At 69.8% G+C, this 18853-nt stretch carries 16 protein-coding genes and 1 pseudogene; 7 read left to right on the top strand and 10 right to left on the bottom strand.

Going from position 1 to position 18853, the window contains the following annotated elements; genetic code table 11:
* Positions 1-4: 4 nt before the first annotated feature.
* From Scani_RS19145 to Scani_RS19125, 5 genes are all read right to left on the bottom strand, one after another.
* Entirely contained in the window at positions 5-1165 is a 1161-nt protein-coding gene (locus tag Scani_RS19145; RefSeq protein ID WP_159477806.1) for a M20 metallopeptidase family protein, read from the bottom strand.
* A complete protein-coding gene (locus Scani_RS19140; protein ID WP_159477803.1) occupies positions 1162-2310 on the bottom strand; it encodes an amidohydrolase family protein in 1149 nt (382 codons plus the stop codon). The genes Scani_RS19145 and Scani_RS19140 overlap by 4 nt, the downstream gene beginning before the upstream one ends.
* Positions 2300-3607 (bottom strand): glutamine synthetase family protein, encoded by a 1308-nt coding sequence (locus tag Scani_RS19135; RefSeq protein ID WP_159477800.1) that lies wholly within the window; start codon positions 3605-3607, stop codon positions 2300-2302. Before Scani_RS19135 ends, Scani_RS19140 begins: the two co-directional genes overlap by 11 nt.
* A complete protein-coding gene (locus Scani_RS19130) occupies positions 3604-5082 on the bottom strand; it encodes an APC family permease (protein WP_246296014.1) in 1479 nt (492 codons plus the stop codon). Before Scani_RS19130 ends, Scani_RS19135 begins: the two co-directional genes overlap by 4 nt.
* Before the next feature lie 104 nt (positions 5083-5186).
* Positions 5187-6119, bottom strand: a complete 933-nt coding sequence (locus tag Scani_RS19125) for a MurR/RpiR family transcriptional regulator (protein ID WP_246296013.1) — start codon at positions 6117-6119, stop codon at positions 5187-5189.
* Between the two features lie 133 nt (positions 6120-6252).
* On the opposite strand from Scani_RS19125, the gene Scani_RS19120 reads away from it, so the two are divergent.
* Positions 6253-6519 (top strand): hypothetical protein, encoded by a 267-nt coding sequence (locus tag Scani_RS19120; RefSeq protein ID WP_159477796.1) that lies wholly within the window; start codon positions 6253-6255, stop codon positions 6517-6519.
* A gap of 152 nt (positions 6520-6671) precedes the next feature.
* The gene (locus Scani_RS19115) at positions 6672-7112 is read left to right on the top strand and encodes a VOC family protein (protein ID WP_159477793.1); all 441 of its coding nucleotides are present in this window, start codon (positions 6672-6674) and stop codon (positions 7110-7112) included.
* 154 nt (positions 7113-7266) lie between these two features.
* Here Scani_RS19115 and Scani_RS19110 read toward each other — a convergent pair whose 3' ends face one another.
* The gene (locus Scani_RS19110) at positions 7267-8361 is read right to left on the bottom strand and encodes a PP2C family protein-serine/threonine phosphatase (RefSeq protein ID WP_246296012.1); all 1095 of its coding nucleotides are present in this window, start codon (positions 8359-8361) and stop codon (positions 7267-7269) included.
* A 497-nt stretch (positions 8362-8858) separates the two neighbouring features.
* Here Scani_RS19110 and ctaD point away from each other — a divergent pair, with 497 nt between their 5' ends.
* From ctaD to Scani_RS19090, 4 genes and pseudogenes are all read left to right on the top strand, one after another.
* Entirely contained in the window at positions 8859-10598 is a 1740-nt protein-coding gene (gene ctaD / locus Scani_RS19105; protein WP_246296011.1) for an aa3-type cytochrome oxidase subunit I, read from the top strand.
* Complete coding sequence (locus Scani_RS19100) at positions 10595-10975, top strand: hypothetical protein (RefSeq protein ID WP_174872724.1); 381 nt, start codon at positions 10595-10597, stop codon at positions 10973-10975. The genes ctaD and Scani_RS19100 overlap by 4 nt, the downstream gene beginning before the upstream one ends.
* A 425-nt stretch (positions 10976-11400) precedes the next feature.
* Positions 11401-12285, top strand: coding sequence for a SigB/SigF/SigG family RNA polymerase sigma factor (locus Scani_RS19095; protein ID WP_159477790.1), 885 nt, complete (start codon positions 11401-11403; stop codon positions 12283-12285).
* Between the two features lie 158 nt (positions 12286-12443).
* A pseudogene (locus Scani_RS19090) lies at positions 12444-13391 on the top strand (phospholipase D-like domain-containing protein); the annotation flags it as partial.
* A 158-nt stretch (positions 13392-13549) separates the two neighbouring features.
* Here Scani_RS19090 and Scani_RS19085 read toward each other — a convergent pair.
* The 4 genes from Scani_RS19085 to Scani_RS19070 form a co-directional block, all read right to left on the bottom strand.
* Positions 13550-13903 (bottom strand): STAS domain-containing protein, encoded by a 354-nt coding sequence (locus tag Scani_RS19085; protein WP_159477787.1) that lies wholly within the window; start codon positions 13901-13903, stop codon positions 13550-13552.
* A gap of 1 nt (position 13904) precedes the next feature.
* Positions 13905-15182, bottom strand: coding sequence for a PP2C family protein-serine/threonine phosphatase (locus Scani_RS19080; RefSeq protein ID WP_371872355.1), 1278 nt, complete (start codon positions 15180-15182; stop codon positions 13905-13907).
* A complete protein-coding gene (locus tag Scani_RS19075; protein WP_159477781.1) occupies positions 15179-15982 on the bottom strand; it encodes an alpha/beta fold hydrolase in 804 nt (267 codons plus the stop codon). Before Scani_RS19075 ends, Scani_RS19080 begins: the two co-directional genes overlap by 4 nt.
* A gap of 298 nt (positions 15983-16280) precedes the next feature.
* Entirely contained in the window at positions 16281-17057 is a 777-nt protein-coding gene (locus tag Scani_RS19070) for a lysozyme (RefSeq protein ID WP_159477778.1), read from the bottom strand.
* A gap of 639 nt (positions 17058-17696) precedes the next feature.
* On the opposite strand from Scani_RS19070, the gene Scani_RS19065 reads away from it, so the two are divergent.
* Entirely contained in the window at positions 17697-18845 is a 1149-nt protein-coding gene (locus Scani_RS19065) for a DUF3103 family protein (protein ID WP_159477775.1), read from the top strand.
* Positions 18846-18853: the final 8 nt, after the last annotated feature.

The raw sequence follows: 18853 nt of genomic DNA, 5'->3' as shown, positions 1-18853 counted from the left end.
GAGTTCAGGTGTGCAGTTCCGCGGCGGCGAGGTAGCCGGCGAGCATCGCGTGGGCGACGTCCCGGATCCGCTCGTCGGGCGGCAGGAATGTGGGCGAGTGCAGTTGTTCGGCGCCGCCGTGCGTGCCCACGAACAGCATCAGCGACGGCAGATGTGCGCAGAAGAAGGAGAAGTCGTCCGAGCCGGCCGAGCGCAGGTCGTCACCGATGGTCAGGCCGAGGGAGCCGAGCAGCGGCCCGGTGGCGGCCGTCAGTGCCGCGTCGTTGTCGAGCACGGGCTCTCCGCGGGTGATGTCCACCTGCGCGGTGCAACCGTGGGCCTGCGCCACGAGTTCGCAGACCTCGGCCAGCCGGGCGTGCAGGGTCTCGCGGTCGCCGGTGCCCAGCGCGCGCAGGGTGCCACGGGCCTCGGCGGTGCCCGGGATGACGTTGGCCGCGGTGCCGGCCGCGAGGGTGCTGACGCTGAGGACGACGTGGGACATCGGGTCCGTGCCACGGCTGACCAGGCTCTGCAGGGCGACGACGATATGGGCCAGGGTGACGACGGGGTCGCGGGTGAGATGCGGGTAGGCGGCATGGCCGCTGCGGCCGTGCACCGTGACCGTGAACTCGTCCGCCGAGGCGTTGACGCCACCGGGGGTGCAGGCGACGGTGCCGGCCGGCAGCAGCGGCTGCACATGCGCCCCGATCACCGACCGGCACTGCTCCCGGTCGAGGATGCCGTCCTCGACGATGTCCTGGGCGCCGGAGGGGTAGGTCTCCTCTCTGGGCTGGAGGACGGCCAGCAGGGGAGCCGGGCCGCCCTTCCGGTCGACGGCGCGGGCGAGGGCGGTGAGCGCTGCCAGATGCACATCATGACCGCAGGCGTGCATGAGGCCGGGGTGTTCGGACGTCCATGCCGCGCCGGTCTTCTCCTGCACGGCGAGGGCGTCGAGTTCGCCACGGACGGCGACGGCGGGGCCCGGCCCGCCGATCCGGACGACGGCGCCGGTGTCGGCGACCTTGGTGGTGGAGCCCGCGGGCAGTGCGGCGAGCACGAGATCGCGGGTGGGGGCCTCGGCGCCGGACAGGCAGGGGCGGGCGTGGATGCGGTGGCGCAGCGCCGCGGCGGCCGGCAGCTCCTCGTCGAGCGCGGCGGCCAGGGCGGCCAGGTGGTGGCCGGTCATGCCCGGTCCTCCAGCCGGTAGACGCGGCGGGCGTTGTCGTGGCCGATCATGCGCACGACCTTGAGGGCTTCACCGAGGTCCCATTCGCCGCTGTCGGTCCATGCGGCGAGGGTCCGGGCCATGCCGCGGCGCCACAACAGGGCGCCGAGATGGTGCAGTTCCGGCGGTCCCCAGGCGTCGGAGGAGAAGAGGATCTTGGCGAAGGGGGCGAGTTCCAGTGATTCGGCGATGACGGCGTCGGAGCGCATACCGGTGTAGTTGATGCCGAGGCCGACGTCGAAGTACACGTGCGGGAAGACCTGGGCGAGGTAGCCCGCGTTGCGCTGGAAGGGGTAGCAGTGCAACAGCAGCAGGTCGGTGCCGTACGGTTCCACGTTCTTGATGAAGCGGGTGAGCAACAGCGGGTCGCAGCGGTGGAGTTCGACGTCCGGGTCCCCGTATCCGGCGTGCAGCTGGATCGGCAGACCGCGGTCGACACCGCACCACAGGGCGAAGCGCAGCAGCACCGGGTGGCTGACGCGGACGGTGCCGGTGGCTTCGCACTCGGCGAGCCAGGCGCCTGCCGCGGCGGTCACCTCGTGGTCGTGGGGGCGGGCGGGGTCGAAGTCGAAGCCGTGGCGGTAGGCGACGATGCTCTTGAGGCCGACCGCGGCGGCCGAGCGGGCGGCCAGGCTTTCCCGGAACCGGTCGGGGAGCTCGGCGGCGGTGACACCGGCGCGCACCACGTCCTCCAGCACGGTCTCCAGGCGCACCACCTCGTCGACGGGGCGCTTGGAGGCGGCCGCCATGCCCTGGGGGTCGAGGATGGCCTCCCCCTTGTAGCCGGTCTCCAGCAGGTAGTGGCCGATGCCGGAGGCGTCGAGGAGTCTGCGGTTGACCTCGTCGGTGCCGAGCTCGGTGCGCCGGGCCACGTACGCCTCGGGGGCGGCGTGCGGTGCGAGGCCGAGGACGGGGGCGCACCAGCGGCGGACGGCGAAGCCGATCTGCGAGTCGAACTGGGTCATCCACGACGGGACCGGGCGGTCGGACTCGGTGAGCATCTGCTCCAGGTCCGAGCGGCCGACGTCGTGGCGGAGGGCGCCGTGGACGTGGTGGTCCACCAGGGGGAGCCGGTCGATCTCCGCGAGGAGTCGTTCAGTAGACATTGCGGACCTTTCGAATGCGTGCGGCGTCGTCCAAGCCGTCGAGCTGGGCGAGTTCGGAGCGCTTGACCGAGAGGTGGGTGGCCAGCAGTTGTGGGTCGAACCAGGACCGGACGACGTCGTCCTTCTCCAGGGCCTCCAGGGCCTCGTCGAGCGTGGTGGGCAGGGGCGGAGCCAGCGCGAGCACGGACTGATCGGTGTTCTCGGGCCATACGGTGGGCTCGTCGTAGTCCCCGGTCAGGCCGGCCAGGCCGGCGCGGACGAGGGCGGCCAGCGCGAGCCAGGGGTTGGCCGTGGCGTCGGCGGCGCGGTATTCGAGGTTGAACTGGGCGGCGGGACCCGACCCGCCGAGCTCGGTGGTGGGGCAGATGCGCAGCAGCGCCTCGCGGTTGCGCTCGGCCAGGAACGCCCCGCCGGCGCTCCACCGGTTCGGTGTCAGGCGCAGGAAGGACACCGGGCTCGGCGCGGTCAGGGCGGTGAGGGCCGGGGCGTGGGCCAGGACGCCGGCGCTGAAGCGGGCGCCGAGGGCGGAGAGTCGGCCGGGACGCTGCGGGTCGTACAGGACGGGTTGGCCGTCGGCGTCGCGCAGACTCAGGTGGACATGGACGCCGTTGCCCACTCCGTCGGCGTCGAGGAGAGGGGCGAAGGTGACGGGCAGTTCACGGCGGCGGGCCAGGTCGCGGACGAGTTCCTTGAGGAGGACGGCCCGGTCGGCCGCGACCATGGCGGGGGCGGGGCGCACGGTGACCTCGAACTGACCCTCGCCGTACTCGGGAATCCAGGTCTCCGGTTCGAGGCCGGCGTGCTCCAGCAGCCGCACCAGATCGGTGCCGAACGGTTCGGCGTCCCGGAAGCGCCGCAGCGAGAACGGAGCGCTCTCGGGCAGGCCTTCGAGCACGAACTCGTGCTCGAAGGCGGCGACGACCTCCAGCCCGGTACGTTCGCGCAGGTCCGCGAGCGCGTCACGCAGGACGGTGCGCGGACAGCAGCCCCAGGGCTGCCCGTCGGGCAGTTTCTGGTCGGCGAGGTAGAGCAGCATGCCGGGCGCGCCGCCGTCGGCCGGGATGCCGACCGCGCTGTCGGCGTCGGGGATCAGCCGCAGGTCGCCCCGGGACCCGAAGACATTGTCGGGGGCGATCGGTCCGAACGAGGAGATCGCGAGGTTCGCGGGGACCCAGCCGGTGCCGCTGCGCAGCAACGCAGCGTGTTCGGAAGGCGGAACGGCCCGTCCCCGTACCTGGCCGGCCAGGTCGCAGGTGGCGACGAAGACGGTCGCGTAGTCGTCGGTGCGGGAAATCATGGGGTCACCTTCATGCTGTCGGCGGCGGGCGGCTCGGGGCTGTGCTCCTGGCGGTGGTTCACGTTCCCGTTCAGTTCACTGGTGAGGCGGGCGCCGATGCGCCGGGTGAGGGAGGGGGCGAGGAGGACGACGGCGAGGCCGGTGGCGCACCAGGCTGCCGCGATCCAGGGGAAGTAGGTGTAGGGGGCGCTCTGGCCGGTGGACTGTTGGTAGAAGACGAAGCAGAGGTAGCCCAGACCGGCGAGCGGGATGACCAGTTCGCGGTGGGGGATGTGGCCGCGGCGGGAGAGCGTGAAGACGATCACGCCGACACCGGCTACGGCGTAGACGACCAGGACGCACAGCACGCCGATGGTCGCGTACCAGTAGTAGGCGTCGAAGGCGCTGGTACCGAGGACGTACATGACCACCGCGATCGCGACGGCCACGGCGCCGCACAGCCGCAGGGCCCTGGTGGGGGCACCGGTGGCCTGATCGGTACGGGCGAGGGCGGTCGGTCCGAAGCCGTCGCGGGCGAGCGCGGAGACCATGCGTGCGGCGGCGGCGGACGAGGACAGCGCGGCGGCGAAGGCGGAGGCGACCGCGGTGAAGGCGATGACGAGCGAGAACCAGGTGCCGAGGTAGCTGCCGGACAGCGTCACCAGGGCCGATTCCGCCCCGGCGAATTCCCGCACGCCCTTGTCATCGGTCCCGAACCCGATGGTCTGGACGAACATCATCAGGACGTACAGCACGCCGGTGAGCAGCACACTGCCCGCCAGGGCGCGCGGGATGTTGCGCCTGGGGTTGTCGGTCTCCTCGCCCAGTGACGCGCACGCCTCGAATCCGGCCCAGGACAGGAAGGCGAAGACGGTCGCGGTCATGATGGCGCCGTAGGTGGCTGAGCCGGGGGCGAAGACCGACAGGTCGAAGGTCTGGTGGCCGGGCGCCGTTCCCGTGCCCGTACGCCCTATGACGACGACGGCGAGGATCAGCATGGCCGCGATGCCGATGCCCTCGGCGATCAGCAGCGTGCGGGCGGTGAACCGGGTGTCGCGCGAGTTGAGCAGCGTCACGCCCAGGCCTGCGAGGGCCGAGAAGGCCGCCCATGGGCCGGTGGATGTCATGCCCAGAGCGTGCAGGAACGCGTGGGCGAAGACTCCGGTGGCGGCCAGGGTGCAGACCAGGAAGGCGAGGTAGGTGCCCAGCAGGGCGAACCCGCCGAAGAAGCCGGCGCGGGGCCCGATGGTGGCCCCGGCCAGGGCGTAGACGGAGCCGGCGTGGTGGAAGTGCTGGGTCAGCCGCCAGAAGCCGTAGCCCACGAGGCCGACGCCGAGCAGGCCGAGCAGGAAGACCAGGGGAACGGCCTTGCCCACGGTGGCCGCGACGCCGGCCCCGTTGAGGCCCATGGCCAGGGTCGGGCCCATGAGGCCGACGGAGAGGGCCAGTGCTTCCCACAGCCGCAGCTTGCGTGAGGTATGAGGTTGATCGGGCACAACGCACTCCCGAGCAGAAGGGGGCCGCATGGATGTGGCCCGAGGCACCTCTATGAAATATTCGTTGCAAGTAGTGCGTCAATGGCTGTGGTGAAATGAATTTTTCAGGGCGTGCCGGCCTCGTCGCGACACGCCTCCTCCGCGGCCCGCATCCGCTCCTCGGCCGCCGGCCCCAGACGGGCGTGCACGGCGGCGACCAGGGTCTCCACCAGCGCCATGGGCGCGACGATGCTGTCGAACGGACTGGGGGCCTCCACCCGCGCGGGGAGCACCACGTCGGCGAACTCGGCCACGGGCGAGAGCCACGGGTCGGTGAACAGCACGACTTTGGCCCCGCGCTCGTGTGCGTACCGGGCGAGCCGCACGGTGTCGTCCTGATAGCGGCGGAAGTCGAAGACCACGCACACGTCCCGTCGGCTCAGGTCGACGCGGAAGCCCGCATCGCGCCCCGGGGCCGAGGTGTGCACGAAGGTCCCCGGCCGCAGCAGCCGGAGATGCAGGTCGAGGTACTCGGCCAGCAGCTGGGAGAAACGACCGCCGAACGATGCGATCCGCTTGGCGGGGTTGCAGATCAAGCCGACCGCCTGATCGAACTCCCGCTCGGGCAGGGCCGCGAACGTCTGGTCCATGGCCGCGCTGCTCACCTGCCGTGCCGCCTCGACCAGTTCGGAGGTGGGGGAGTCCCTGCCGATCACCGGCGCAAGGGTGAGCGGCGAGGCGTGACGCGCCTGTACTTCCTCACGCAGCGACTGCTGGAAGTGCCGGTAGCCGTCGAACCCGAGCCGGGCGACGAAACGCACCACGGTGGGGGCGCTGACCCCCGCCTGGGAGGCGAGACCCGAAGCGGACTCCAGCCCGGCCGCCGGGTAGTTGGCGGTCAGCGCACGGGCGATCTTCCGCTCGGCGGGAGACAGCCCGCCCTCCACGCGCCGCACCCGCTCGGCCACGGTCGCCGCCGGACCGGCGTCGTGACCAGCCGGCTCCGGCCCGGTGTCGCCCTTCGCACGTTCGCTGTGCTCTCCGGCCAGGTCAGCCATCCGCGTCCCTTCTCCGTACTGCTTGACGCAACGATCGTGACACACGGCCGGGAAAACCAGCCGTGGTCACGCCTGCGGCCGGCCCCACGAGGGCGGAGCCGGTTGTTCCTTGTGGCTCACCTGATGGTTGGTCATGACGTTCCTGCCGTGGCTCGGCATGCTCGGCATCCCGGTGCTGCTGACCGCCGCCGTGCTGCGCCGCTCCGCAACGGCGATCGTCGCGCTGGTGCGCTCGGCCCAAGGGGTGGCGGGCCACGGCTTCGGCTTCACCTACCCGGCCGGCTTCCCGATGGCACGGATCGACCAGATCATGATGAAGGGGATCGACCCGGTGTCCTCCTGGTCGCTGCCCCGGACCGGCAGTGATCACCTTCCCCTTGCCGCCTCGGTCAAGATCTGACACGGACGGGACAGCGGGACGGCCGCGGCAGCCGCCACCCAGCCCGGCAGTTCTCCAAGGCGAGGGGAGGGGGTGTCGATAATGGCTCGTCGGCTCCGTCTCAGAGGCAGAGGCGGCCGCCACCAGGGCCGCACCACACCAAGGAGACCCGTATGGCGATTCAGCGCATGGACAACGTCCTCATCGTGGTCGACGACCTGGACGCCGTCATCGCGTTCTTCGTCGAACTCGGCATGGAGCTGGAGGGCAAGGGGCCCCTTGAGGGACGTTGGGCGGAGCGTGTCATCGGGCTCGACGACGTCCGACAGGACATCGCCATGCTGCGGATCCCGGACGGCCACGGCCGAGTAGAGCTGGCGAAGTTCCACAGGCCGAAGGCCATCACCGCCGGGCCCGAAGACGCGCCGGTGAACACGCTGGGCATGCGTCGCATCATGTTCGCCGTCGACGACATCGAGGACGTCCTTGCCCGCCTGCGCACCCGCGGCGCCGAACTCGTCGGCGAGCTGGAGCAGTACGAGGACACCTATCGGCTCTGTTACGTCCGCGGCCCCGAGGGCATCATCGTCGGACTGGCCGAGCAGCTCGGCTGAGGGGGCGCACAGGGGACCGTTCACCCCAAGACCATCCGGGCGGCCGCGCCCGGGACCTGCGTCGGACCCTGAGGATTCGACCGCGAGGTCGTCCGTGGGAGGCATCGACAGCACACCGCTCGAAGGCATCACACGGCCGCGGTCCGGGCCGGGCCTACTCCGAGGGTTCACGCAGGCGCACCGCGAGGGCGGCGATGTCGTCGTCCAGACGTCCTCTGCTGTAGCGGAGGAGGTCGCGGTGCAGAGCCGCGAGCAGCTCGTGGGGCGGCGTCGGGGGCTGGCGGCGCATCCAGGCCGCCAGCGGGAAGAACCCGCCGTCGTGGGACCGGGCCTCGGCCACCCCGTCGGTATAGAGGAGCAGCAGGTCGCCGGGGGCGAAGTCGAAGGTGTCGATGGTGTAGTGATCGCCGATCAGTTCCGCGAGGTTGAGCAGCGGCGAAGGGGCGGTGGATTCGAGGGCGCGGAGTTCCCCGCGGTTCAGGAGCAGCGGCGGGGGGTGTCCGCAGTTCAGGATCTCGATACGCCCGCCCTCGTGCGGGATCTCGACGAGGAGGGCGGTGGCGAAGCGCTCCATCGGCCCCTCGGGCGGAAAGGCGGCGTTGTAACGGGTGCTGCTGGCGTCCAGCCGGCGCGCGACGCTGACCATGTCGGCCTCGCCGTAGGCCGCCTCCCGGAAGGAGTTGACGATCGCCGCGGCCGCCCCCACTGCCGGCAGGCCCTTGCCCCGCACATCACCGATGAGCAGCCTGACCCCGTATCGCGTGTCGACCACCTCGTAGAAGTCCCCGCCGATACGGGCCTCCGCCGCGGCCGCGAGGTACAGCGACTCGATCTCGACGCTCCCGAAGCGGCGCGGCATCGGACTCAGCACCACCTGCTGGGCCGCATCGGCGACGAGCCGCACCTGAAAGAGGGTCCGCTCCCGCTGGAGCCGGACATGACTTCCGTACGCGGCCGCCACGGTGACCGCGATGATCCCCGCAGCCGTCCACCACGTCCCCAGGCCGGGGAACACGACGCTGAGGCCGATCATCAGCAAGAGGCAGACCGTCCCCAGCAGGACGGTGGGGAGCACCGGCCACATGGCGGCGGCGAGGGCCGGCGCTGCGGGCAGGAGGCGGCTGAAGGCCACTTCCGGGGGAGTGGCGTATGCCAGGCTGGCGATGACGACGGTCAGGATCACCGGCGACAGCCGCACAAGCCACCGGCCGTGGCGACGACGGAGCCGCGGCCGTTCAGACTCGATCACACTTCACAGAGTATCTACGCAAAGAGGACATAGCGCTCTGGCGGATCGGAGTCGGCCGCCTGCCCCGGACCGGCTCGCCGCCGGCCCGGTGGTGTCGGACCTGCTCCGCGCGACTCCGGCTCGCCGTGCGTCACGGTGAGTGCTCGGTCGGCGGCGCACGGAAATTGCCGGAGGCAGGAAGGGGCGCAGGCGGCAGCGGTACGGCCCCTCCACATCCAGGGCCCGGGTGGCCACGGGGCGCGTACTCCGCTCCCTCGGCAGGCCCGCTTCCGGCTCCGGCCAGGCCCCAGCATGACCGGGCGGGTTCGGTCCTCGCTCTCGTGGGCGAGCATCAGCAGCCGGCCGGTCACCCTGGCACGCCCGACTACTCCAGTCGCGTCTTAGCGTCACTCGATCGGCCGTGTGTCGCCTCTGCGCGATGGAACCTGTCCCGAGCCACCGCCAGGATGGCCGCTGACCTGGCGACGCCCACCGCGAGCATCGGGAGACATCCTCTAGTGAGCATCCTCAATGAACCCCATGGTGCCGCGGCAGCAGAGGACACGTACGAGAACGAAGTGCCGGCCAGGGGCAATGAGCCCGGCAATGTGGTGGTCAGGTGGCTGACGACCACCGACCACAAGACCATCGGCACCCTGTACCTGGTGACGTCGTTCGCGTTCTTCCTGATCGGCGGGTTGATGGCGCTCGTGATGCGCGCCGAGCTGGCCCGTCCCGGCATGCAGATCGTGTCGAGTGAGCAGTTCAACCAGGCGTTCACGATGCACGGCACGGTGATGCTGCTGATGTTCGCGACGCCACTGTTCGCCGGCTTCACCAACTGGATCATGCCGTTGCAGATCGGCGCCCCGGACGTGGCGTTCCCGCGGCTGAACATGTTCGCCTACTGGCTCTACCTGTTCGGCTCGATGATCGCGGTCGGCGCCTTCCTCACTCCGCAGGGCGCGGCCGACTTCGGCTGGTTCGCGTACTCCCCGCTGTCGGACGCGACCCACAGCCCGGGTGTCGGCGGCGATATGTGGATCATGGGCCTGGCCTTCTCCGGCTTCGGCACCATCCTCGGCGCGGTCAACTTCATCACCACCATCATCTGCATGCGGGCCCCGGGCATGACGATGTTCCGGATGCCGATCTTCACCTGGAACGTGCTGCTGACCGCTGTCCTGGTCCTGCTGGCCTTCCCGGTCCTGGCCGCCGCCCTGTTGGCCCTGGAGGCGGACCGAAAGTTCGGCGCCCATGTCTTCGACCCGGCCAACGGGGGCTCGCTGCTGTGGCAGCACCTGTTCTGGTTCTTCGGCCATCCGGAGGTGTACATCATCGCGCTGCCGTTCTTCGGCATCGTCACCGAAGTCATCCCGGTGTTCGCCCGTAAGCCGATCTTCGGCTACATCGGACTGGTCGCCGCGACCATCTCGATCGCCGGTCTGTCGGTGACGGTGTGGGCGCACCACATGTATGTGACGGGCGGCGTGCTGTTGCCGTTCTTCTCGTTCATGACGTTCCTGATCGCCGTGCCGACGGGGGTGAAGTTCTTCAACTGGATCGGCACGATGTGGAAGGGCTCGCTGTCCTTCGAGACGCCGATGCTGTGGTCGATCGGCTTTCTCGTCACGTTCCTCTTCGGTGGTCTGACCGGTGTCATCCTGGCCTCGCCGCCGATGGACTTCCACGTCTCGGACTCGTACTTCGTGGTGGCGCACTTCCACTACGTGGTCTTCGGGACGGTCGTCTTCGCGATGTTCGCCGGCTTCCACTTCTGGTGGCCGAAGTTCACCGGCAAGATGCTGGACGAGCGGCTCGGCAAGATCACCTTCTGGACGCTGTTCGTGGGCTTCCACGGCACCTTCCTCGTCCAGCACTGGCTGGGCGCCGAGGGCATGCCGCGGCGTTACGCGGACTACCTCGCGGCCGACGGCTTCACGATGCTGAACACCGTTTCGAGCATCAGCTCCTTCCTGCTCGGCCTGTCGATGCTGCCGTTCCTCTACAACGTCTGGAAGACCGCCAAATACGGCAAGCCGGTCAGCGTCGATGACCCGTGGGGCTACGGCCGCTCGCTGGAGTGGGCGACGTCCTGCCCGCCGCCGCGGCACAACTTCCTCACCCTGCCGCGCATCCGCTCCGAGTCCCCCGCCTTCGACCTGCACCACCCCGAGATCGCCCACCTGGACCACGAGAGGAATGCCGGCCGGCGCGAAGCGGTGGAAGCACCCGGTGACGGCAGCGGCAGGCCATGACCCCGCCGAGCAGGAAAGGGCCCGCGCCGGGCCGGCAGAGCGGCACACTCGCCCACGAGGTCGAGAGCTACCTCCTGGTGGAAGCGGAGCGTGCGCAGGCGCGACGCGAGGCGGAAGCTCTTTGCGCGAAGCTGCCCTGGCTCACCACGGCGCAGGCCGATGACCTCGCCCGCCATTACATGGACCAGCGCCTCGGTCTGACGTGCCAGGCGCTGCAAGCCATCGCCGACCGGGCCAAGCGGCTGCGCGGCGAATACGAGGCGCGCTATGCCGCCTTGCGTCGAACCCTCCTGAGACGGCATGCCGCCTGCGCCTGCCTGCTGTGCGGCGTCTTCACCGCCACTGCGGCAGTCCTTGCGCACTCGCTGCGCACATGATCGTCCGGGACAGGGGCGTGCGGAGAGTCTCGCTTCCGTAGGTCCGTGCCGTTGCCCTTGACCACGCTGCTACGGCTGGCCGGCTGGGCGGGCGGGTGGCCTTCGGCGAACGCGGAGCCCGTACGGGCCGGGGTTTCAGTGGACTTGGCGCCCCAGGCGTCGGCGTTGACGAACAGTGCGTCGTGCCATGTCCCGGCCACGGCTCTCTCGTCGAGCCCGAAGAGTGCGAAAAGTGGCAAAGCTGCGTAGTGCCGCGTGGTGGGGCATTTCCCTGCGAATCCGGCGGATGCTCGTGACGAGCCGGCCGCCGGAGACCTGCCCCTATAGTTGCCGCACGGAAATAATTGCCATACGGCAGTTTTGAGTGTGGTCACCGGGTAGGTGACGGCGTGACGGCATGACGGGGAGAGCAGGGAGGAGCAGCCATGGCAACGGCAGCGACGCAGGGTCACATCGCGGTGAAGCGCTCGGAGAGGGGCGCCGCAGGTGAGGCTGCCCAGTCGTCCGTGCCGCAGGTGGAGGAGGCTCAGCGCGTCGCCCCGCAGGACGCCCGTCGCCTGTCGAAGCTGTTCTTCGAGCGGCTGTCGGTCCTGGAGGAAGGCACGCCGGAGTACCAGTACGCGCGCAACACGCTCATCGAGATGAACCTGTCGCTGGTGCGCTATGTCGCGCGCCGCTTCCGTAGCCGCGGGCAGGAGATGGAAGACATCATGCAGGTCGGCACGATCGGTCTGATCAAGGCCATCGACCGCTTCGACGTGTTGCTGGAGAACGAGTTCACCACCTTCGCCATCCCCTATATCACCGGTGAGATCAAGCGGTTCTTCCGTGACACGACCTGGTCCGTGCACGTCCCACGGCGACTGCAGGAGCTGCGCGTCGACCTTGCCCGCGCCCGCGAAGAGCTCGAAGGGCGCGGCAACCCCGAGCCGTCCGTCGCCGACTTCGCAGCCCACCTGGGGCTGGGGGAGGAGGAGGTGATCGAGGGACTGGTCGCCTGCAACGGTTACGATGCCGGCTCCCTCGACCGGCCCATCGAAGCCGGTGGCGGCAAGCAGCAGACCGGGCTCGTCGCCGACTTGATAGGCAACGAAGATCCCGCCCTTGCACTGACCGAGAACCTCCAGGCCCTCAAGCCGCACCTGGCCCAACTGGACGAGCGTGAGCGCACCCTCCTGGAGCTCCGCTTCGGCTCGGAGATGACACAGACCGAGATCGGCAAGGAAATGGGCCTGTCCCAAATGCATGTTTCCCGCCTCCTCACCCGCATTTACGCCACCCTGCGCGAAAGCCTCCTCGCCGAGGCGTAGCCGAGTGCCGCTTGCCCGGGCAACCGGCGCCTTGCGCAGGGGCAGGCGGTCTCACGCGCCCAGGAGCCTTCGTTTGGATCACCGGTGGACCGGACGGGTGCGTGCGATGGGGAGTCCGGTCAGGCGATGGTTGCGGCCGTCTCGTAGCGGGTGGCGATGCCTCGCCACCGCGCGAGGGGGTGCGGGTGCGCCTTCTGCTGGACGGCTTCGGCAGCCGGCTGATCGAGAAGGATCAACTGGCGGCGATGGAGCAGGCGGGCGTGCAGGTGGCCTGGTTCCGGAAGCCCCTTCGGCTCTCACCTCTCAAGCAGAACCACCGTTGCCACCGGAAGGTCCTTGTCGTCGACGAGCAGTCGGCGTTCACCGGAGGCGTGGGTATCGCGGAGGAATGGTGCGGCGATGCCCGCAACGAGAACGAATGGCGCGACACGCACGTTCAGGTCCGAGGGCCGGCCGTGGACGGCATCGCCGCGGCGTTCGCCCAGAACTGGGCGGAGTGCCACGAGGAACTGTTCGACGCACGTGACCGCTTCGTGGACCACCGCCCGCACGGCGAGGCGATCGTGCAGGTGGTTCGTGGGTCGGCCAGCTTCGGATGGCAGGACATGCAGACGCTGATCCGCGTCGTGCTGGAATCCGCCGAGCAGCGGGTCCGCCTGGCGACTGCCTACTTTGCGCCCGACGCCTACTTCGTCGAGTTGCTGTGTGCCGCGGCACGGCGCGGGGTGCTCGTGGAGATCCTTCTGCCGGGGCCGTACACGGACAAACGTGTCTGTCAGCTGGCTGGTCAGCACCATTACGAGGAGCTGACCTCATGCGGCGTCAGGATCTTCGAGTACCAGCCGACGATGATGCACGCAAAGGTCATCACCGTCGACGGGGTGGCCTCGCTGATCGGTTCCACCAACCTCAACCGGCGCTCGCTGGACCATGACGAAGAGGTCATGCTCGCCATCCTGGACGAGTCCGTCACCGCCGCTCTGGATGGTCACTTCACCGAGGATCTGACGGTGAGCGACCGCATCGAGACGGGACGGTGGCAGAGCCGGGGAGCGCTGCAGCGGGTGCGGGAAGCGGCGGTTGCGCCCATTCGCCGTTTCCTGTGAGCACGCCTGCCGACGTCCGGGCCGGGGCTGTCGAGTCGCGCCCGCCGAACGGCTTGGCTCCGTAGCGTGCTGCTGCCGGCCCGAGTTCGCGTGGACATGCACGATGGCCGGGCCTTTTGGGAACCCCGCACAGGCGCGCAGTTGCGCCGCACGACGGGTCAGCGGTCGCCGGCCGGCGAGCCGGTGGGCGTCTCGGCGTGGGGGAGGAGCGTGAAGACCTGGTCGAGTCCGGCGACGCGAAGGGTGCGGGCGGTGTTGTCCGGTACGGCGGCCAGGGCCATCTCTGCTTGCGCGGCGATCGCATGGTTGCGGGCGACGAGGAGGGCGGTGATACCGCTGGAGTCGCAGAAGTCCAGCCGGCCCAGGTCCAGGACCAGCAGTCGGCCGGGGGCGAGGGCGAGCTTCTTCACTGCCTGGCGCAGGTGGGTAGCGGTGTCGTAGTCGAGGTCACCGGTGACTTCCAGGACGGGACCGGTGTGGGCGTCTCGAACGGTGATCGTCAGCGGGGTCATATCAGGCTGCTGCTCCAGGGCGGGTCTGGGACAGGGGAACACCGAGGGCCAGCAGGGCGGTGTCATCGTCCAGGCCTTCGCCGAAACCGTCGAGCAGGCCGGTCAGCGCGGTGATCACCTTGTGCGGGCCCGCAGGGGCGAGGCCGGCGACGAAGGCGCGCAGGGCCTCGTCCCCGTACATCTCGCGGCCCTCGTTCGTACGGGCCTCGGTCAGTCCGTCGGTATAGAGCAGCAGGGTGTCGCCGGGCCCGAGTGTGGTCCGGGCCGGGGTGAACGATGCGGTGGGCAATACGCCGACGAGGAGCCCGCCCGGGGTGGGCAGGTAGTCGGCTCGGCCGTCGGCGCGCAGGACGAGGGCCGGTGGGTGGCCCCCGGAGGCGAGATGGACGTTGATGGTGTCGCCCTGAGGTTCCAGCACACCGAACACGGCCGTGCAGTAGCGCGGATCTCCGCCGGTGTACCGCTCGTGGAGCACGGTGTTGAGGGTGGTCAGCGCACGCACGGGGTCGGAGTCGTGGAGGGCTGCGGCACGCAGCGTGTAGCGGGTCAGCGAGGTGACGGCGGCGGCCTGGGGGCCTTTGCCGCAGACATCGCCGAGGAAGAAGCCCCAGCGTGTGCCGTCGAGGGGGAACAGGTCGTAGAAGTCACCGCCGAGCTGATCCGGCGAGGCGGTGTGGTAGTGGGAAGCCGCTTCCATTCCCGGTACGGAGGGCAGAGTGGCGGGCAGCAGGCTGTGCTGCAGCACCGCGAACGCTTCCTGGAGCCGTTCGCGGTCGGCTTCCGCCCGCTTGCGTGCCTCTTCGGCGACTCGGCGGCTGCGCAGGAGTTCGGTCTCGTAGGCGCGTCGGTCGCTGGCGTCGAAGACGGTGGTGCGGATGAGCAGGGGCTGGCCGTCGCTGCTGGATTTCACCGTGGAGGTGACCAGCACAGGAATGCGGTTGCCGTCGGACGCCTTGATCTCCAACGCGATGCCGCTGATGTGCCCCTGCATGTGCAGCAGTGGCGCGAAGTGGGTTTCGTGATACAGCTTGCCGCCGACGGTCAGCAGGTCGGCGAACCTCAGGCGGCCCACGACCTCTTCGCGGCTGCGGCCGAGCCAGGTCAGCAGTGTGGTGTTGATCTTGGCGATGGTGCCGTCGAGGAGCGTGGACAGGTAGCCGCACGGCGCGGACTCGTACAGGTCCTCGACGTTGTCTTCCAGCAGTGCGCTGAAATCGGCGTCGGTGCTGGCGTCGTCCTTGTCCGGGTGTTCCGGGCTGGGCCCCGTACGGCACATCAACGCAGTGTCCGGGCGAAGGCGGCGATCTGGGTGGCGGTTGCCTCGGGGGCGCTGAGCTGGGGGCAGTGTCCTGTGGCGTCGAGCGTGACCAGGCGGCTGCCGGGAATCGCGGCATGGACATACGCACCCACTTCGCGCGGCGCGATCACATCCTGGGCGCACTCCAGCACCAGCGTGGGGATCTTCACCGTCTGGAGGTCATCACGGCTGTCGGTGAGGAATGTGGTGCGGGCGAAGACGCGGGCGATGTCCGGATCGGTGGCGCAGAAGCTGTTGGCCAGCTCCTCACCGAGTTCCGGCCGGTCGGGATTGCCCATGATGACCGGTGCCATAGCTGCTGACCAGCCAAGGTAGTTCGATTCCAGTGACTCCAGCAGCTCATCGATATCGTCGGCACTGAAGCCGCCGCGGTAGCCGTCGTCATCGATGTAGCGCGGGGAAGGGGCGACCATGACCAGGGAAGCGAACCGCTGCGGTGCGGCAGCGGCCGCGAGTACTCCGACCATGGCACTGACCGAATGCCCGACGAACGTCACGTCCCGCAGATCCAGCTCCTCGCAGATCTCCAGCACGTCACGGGCGTAGCCGTCCAGCGAGGCATAGCGCTTCTCGTCCCATGCCTGCAGGTCGGATCGGCCCGAGCCGACGTAGTCGAAGTGCACGAGCTGGAACTCCTCCGCCAGCGCGGGTGCCACCAGACGCCACATGTTCTGATCACAGCCGAACCCGTGCGCCAACATCAGGACCGGGGCGCCCTGACGTCCGGTCACGGAAACGTGGTTCCTGCGGAGGATGTCCATGGCGGACATCCTCGCACCACGCCGCGCGCTGCCGGGAGGAGGCCTGCACTCATCGACAGCCCGGAGCCTCAGGCGGGTTCCGACCCGCACCGAATTCGGCCTTTAAGCGCCTATGGCGTTCCACTGACCTGTGACCTGTGACCTGTGACCTGTGACCTGTGACCCGTGTCCCGTGGCGCAGTGGTCCGTGGCCTTGTGCGGCCACGGTTCGGCGGTGCCTGAGGAGAGTGACCAGGCACCGCCGTTCTTGCCGTCCGACCGCGTCCGCTTGTTCCGCAGGCGTCTTCACCAGAGGGTGTCACCCGTTGGCGAATGCCTTGAGGTCGTCGTAGGAGCCGTTGAAGCGGTTCTGGTCGCCGGGGAAGGTGCCCGAGTCGGCGTACTGCCAGAAGGTGTGAGCGTGCCAGCCGGCCGGCAGCGGGTCGGGGGTCGAGGCGTACCGGGCGATCCAGAGGGGGTTGGTGTCGCCGAAGCTGGTGTCGTTGCCGGTGCAGCGGGTCCACCAGTCGGTGGTGGTGTACAGGACGGGGGCGCGCCCGGTGCGTGCGCGGACCGTGTCGCTGAACTCCCGGATCCAGGCGACCAGATCGGCCGGCCCGCGGCCGTAACAGATGTCCGGTCCGGACGGGTTGTACTCCAGGTCGAGGGCCGGCGGCAGCGTCCCGCCGTCCGCCTTCCAGTCCCCACCGTGGTCGAGGAAATGCGTGGCCTGCTGGGCCGCGCCGGAGGTGTCCGGCCGGGCGAAGTGGTAGGCGCCACGGATCATGCCGGCGTCGTGGGCGCCCTGGAACTGTGCGGGGAAGGTCGGGCTCTCGAACGTCGTCCCCTCGGTGGCTTTGACATAGGCCCAGCGGGCGCCCTTGGCCCAGGCCCCCTGCCAGTCGACGGTTCCCTGGTAGCGGCTGACGTCCATTCCGGGGACCTGGTCGGTGCCGGCCGGGTGTTTCCGGGGCGCCGCGGCATGCGCGGGCGTCGGGGAGCTGAGGAGCGTGGCGGTGACGGTGACGGCTGCGAGAACGGTGAGCAGGGCCGCGCGCGGGGCGCAGGGCGGGCGGCGACGTGGGGGCACGGGCATGTGGGGGATGCCTTCCATCGAGGGGTCCGGGAAGAGCCGGAGGGAGGAGGGGGCCGGTGGGCGACGCGACGCACGTACACCACGGGCCGATGCGTCCTTGACGCCTTGATTCGGGGCGAACATAGGTGCTGCGGCACGCAGTTGGCCAGAGCGGGACGACGGCCGGGCGCGCCCCCGTGTGGTGGGACCGGGGTCGGGCGCGGAGGGGTCTGTGGGCTGCTGACCAGCGCGTCGGCATCGGCGAGGGGGTCGCGGCACGGGACCGGCGACAGGCGACGCCCGAGCCCGACTCCCGTTCGCCTCACGGTATTTGAGTAGTCGGTACCCATGGCGAGCGCTTCGCGGACGGACTTAATGGGACCGGCGCGGGATGCCGTATGCGTCCGGGACGGCCGGCCCACGAGGCGGCGTCCCGATGCCGCGCCGACGTGCAGTGAAGTGGCGCGACATCCGAACGCGCCGTCGTGAGCTAGGGGAGAACCCGTGAACCGGTCCGGAATCTTGAGAACCGCGGTGGCCGTTGCCGCGTCGTCGGTCTGTCTGACGAGTGGTGCAGCGGGGGCGTGGGCGCAGTCGGAGGCTCCCGCCCCGACGCGCCTCGCCCCGCACGCGGCGCCGCAGACAGGGCGGGCGGACGCCGTGCAGGACGCCAAGCAGGCGGCGGCGCTGAGCCTGCGGGAGGCGTACGCCGCCGGTCACGTCAAGGGCGCGGTGGCCGGCACACTGGCCGCGGCGGACGATGTGCATCTGGATCGCCTGCCGATCCAGTCGGGCAACCGGTTCCGTGCCTCGGTGGCCTCGGCGAACAGCGCGATCCTTGCTGCCAAGGGCCTGCCCGCCTCGACGGGCAACGTCCTGCAGGTGCGACTCGCCAACCCGCAGGCGCGGGCCGCGCTGGCCAAGGGCGTGCAGCCGTTGATCGCCACGGAGCCCTCCGACCGCCAGGCCACGTCGCTGACCGCCTACCGCCCCGACGGCACCGCGGTGCAGCTCGGTGCCACCGCGCCGGTGGACGTCCCGGTGCTGCTCGTCACCACCGACAGCGACCGGATCGTGGCGGCCGGCACGAAGGTGATGAGTGAAGGTTTCCGGGCTGCCCGGCCGCAGACGGGTGCCGACTCCGGCGGGCGGCTGTCCGCGTTGAAGCCGATGACCGCGGCAGCGCGCCACGCCGCATCCCGTACCGCGCCGCTCGCGGCCGCGGCGGGGCACCGGCCGTCGGCAGCGACCCGTACGGCGGGCCGAGCCGCCGACGCCGGGGGAAAGAACGTCACCCGCATCAATGACGTCCGGTTGCTCAAGAGCAACGAGGAGACGTTCTGGAAGGGCGGCGCCGAGGCGTTCGCCCTCGTCAGTGGCTGGGACAAGAACGACAAGGCGTTCGCCGAACCCGCCCTGCAGATGCCCTACCTCGACGACGTGGACGAGGACTACCGCCCCCAGCAGAACCTGATCGACTGGAGCCACTTCGGATACGACTCCGCCGACCTGGTGTTCCTGGAGGAGGACGACGGAACCAACTACAGGGACCTCACCAAGGCCATCGTCGACGCGCTGCTGACGGTGACCGGCTACGGCACCACCGGCATCCCGCTCGCGAACACCATCATGGATGCGATTCCGGACAAGTGGTGGACCGACGACACCGACGAGCTGGACCAGGTGTACTCGGTCAGCCACGGCGACATCGCCAAGGCACAGAGTTCCGGCGCCGCCGGACTGACGTACCGCGGTGCCGGCGGCAACATCTCGATCGGGCTGGGCAACGCCTTCATACCGAAGACCTGACCCGGGAG

The sequence above is a fragment of the Streptomyces caniferus genome, from assembly GCF_009811555.1.
GTDB classification, from domain to species: Bacteria; Actinomycetota; Actinomycetes; order Streptomycetales; family Streptomycetaceae; genus Streptomyces; species Streptomyces caniferus.
The sequence above is the reverse complement of the archived record's forward strand: the minus strand, read 5'-3'. Positions and strand labels throughout refer to the sequence as shown.

Excerpts from the sequence above, each read along its gene's own strand:
- Scani_RS19145 (WP_159477806.1), bottom strand. The coding sequence starts at position 1,165 with ATGACCGGCCACCACCTGGCCGCCCTGGCCGCCGCGCTCGACGAGGAG.
- Scani_RS19140 (WP_159477803.1), bottom strand. The coding sequence starts at position 2,310 with ATGTCTACTGAACGACTCCTCGCGGAGATCGACCGGCTCCCCCTGGTG.
- Scani_RS19135 (WP_159477800.1), bottom strand. The coding sequence starts at position 3,607 with ATGATTTCCCGCACCGACGACTACGCGACCGTCTTCGTCGCCACCTGC.
- Scani_RS19125 (WP_246296013.1), bottom strand. The coding sequence starts at position 6,119 with ATGGCTGACCTGGCCGGAGAGCACAGCGAACGTGCGAAGGGCGACACC.
- Scani_RS19120 (WP_159477796.1), top strand. The coding sequence starts at position 6,253 with ATGACGTTCCTGCCGTGGCTCGGCATGCTCGGCATCCCGGTGCTGCTG.
- Scani_RS19115 (WP_159477793.1), top strand. The coding sequence starts at position 6,672 with ATGGCGATTCAGCGCATGGACAACGTCCTCATCGTGGTCGACGACCTG.
- Scani_RS19100 (WP_174872724.1), top strand. The coding sequence starts at position 10,595 with ATGACCCCGCCGAGCAGGAAAGGGCCCGCGCCGGGCCGGCAGAGCGGC.
- Scani_RS19095 (WP_159477790.1), top strand. The coding sequence starts at position 11,401 with ATGGCAACGGCAGCGACGCAGGGTCACATCGCGGTGAAGCGCTCGGAG.
- Scani_RS19085 (WP_159477787.1), bottom strand. The coding sequence starts at position 13,903 with ATGACCCCGCTGACGATCACCGTTCGAGACGCCCACACCGGTCCCGTC.
- Scani_RS19075 (WP_159477781.1), bottom strand. The coding sequence starts at position 15,982 with ATGGACATCCTCCGCAGGAACCACGTTTCCGTGACCGGACGTCAGGGC.
- Scani_RS19070 (WP_159477778.1), bottom strand. The coding sequence starts at position 17,057 with ATGCCCGTGCCCCCACGTCGCCGCCCGCCCTGCGCCCCGCGCGCGGCC.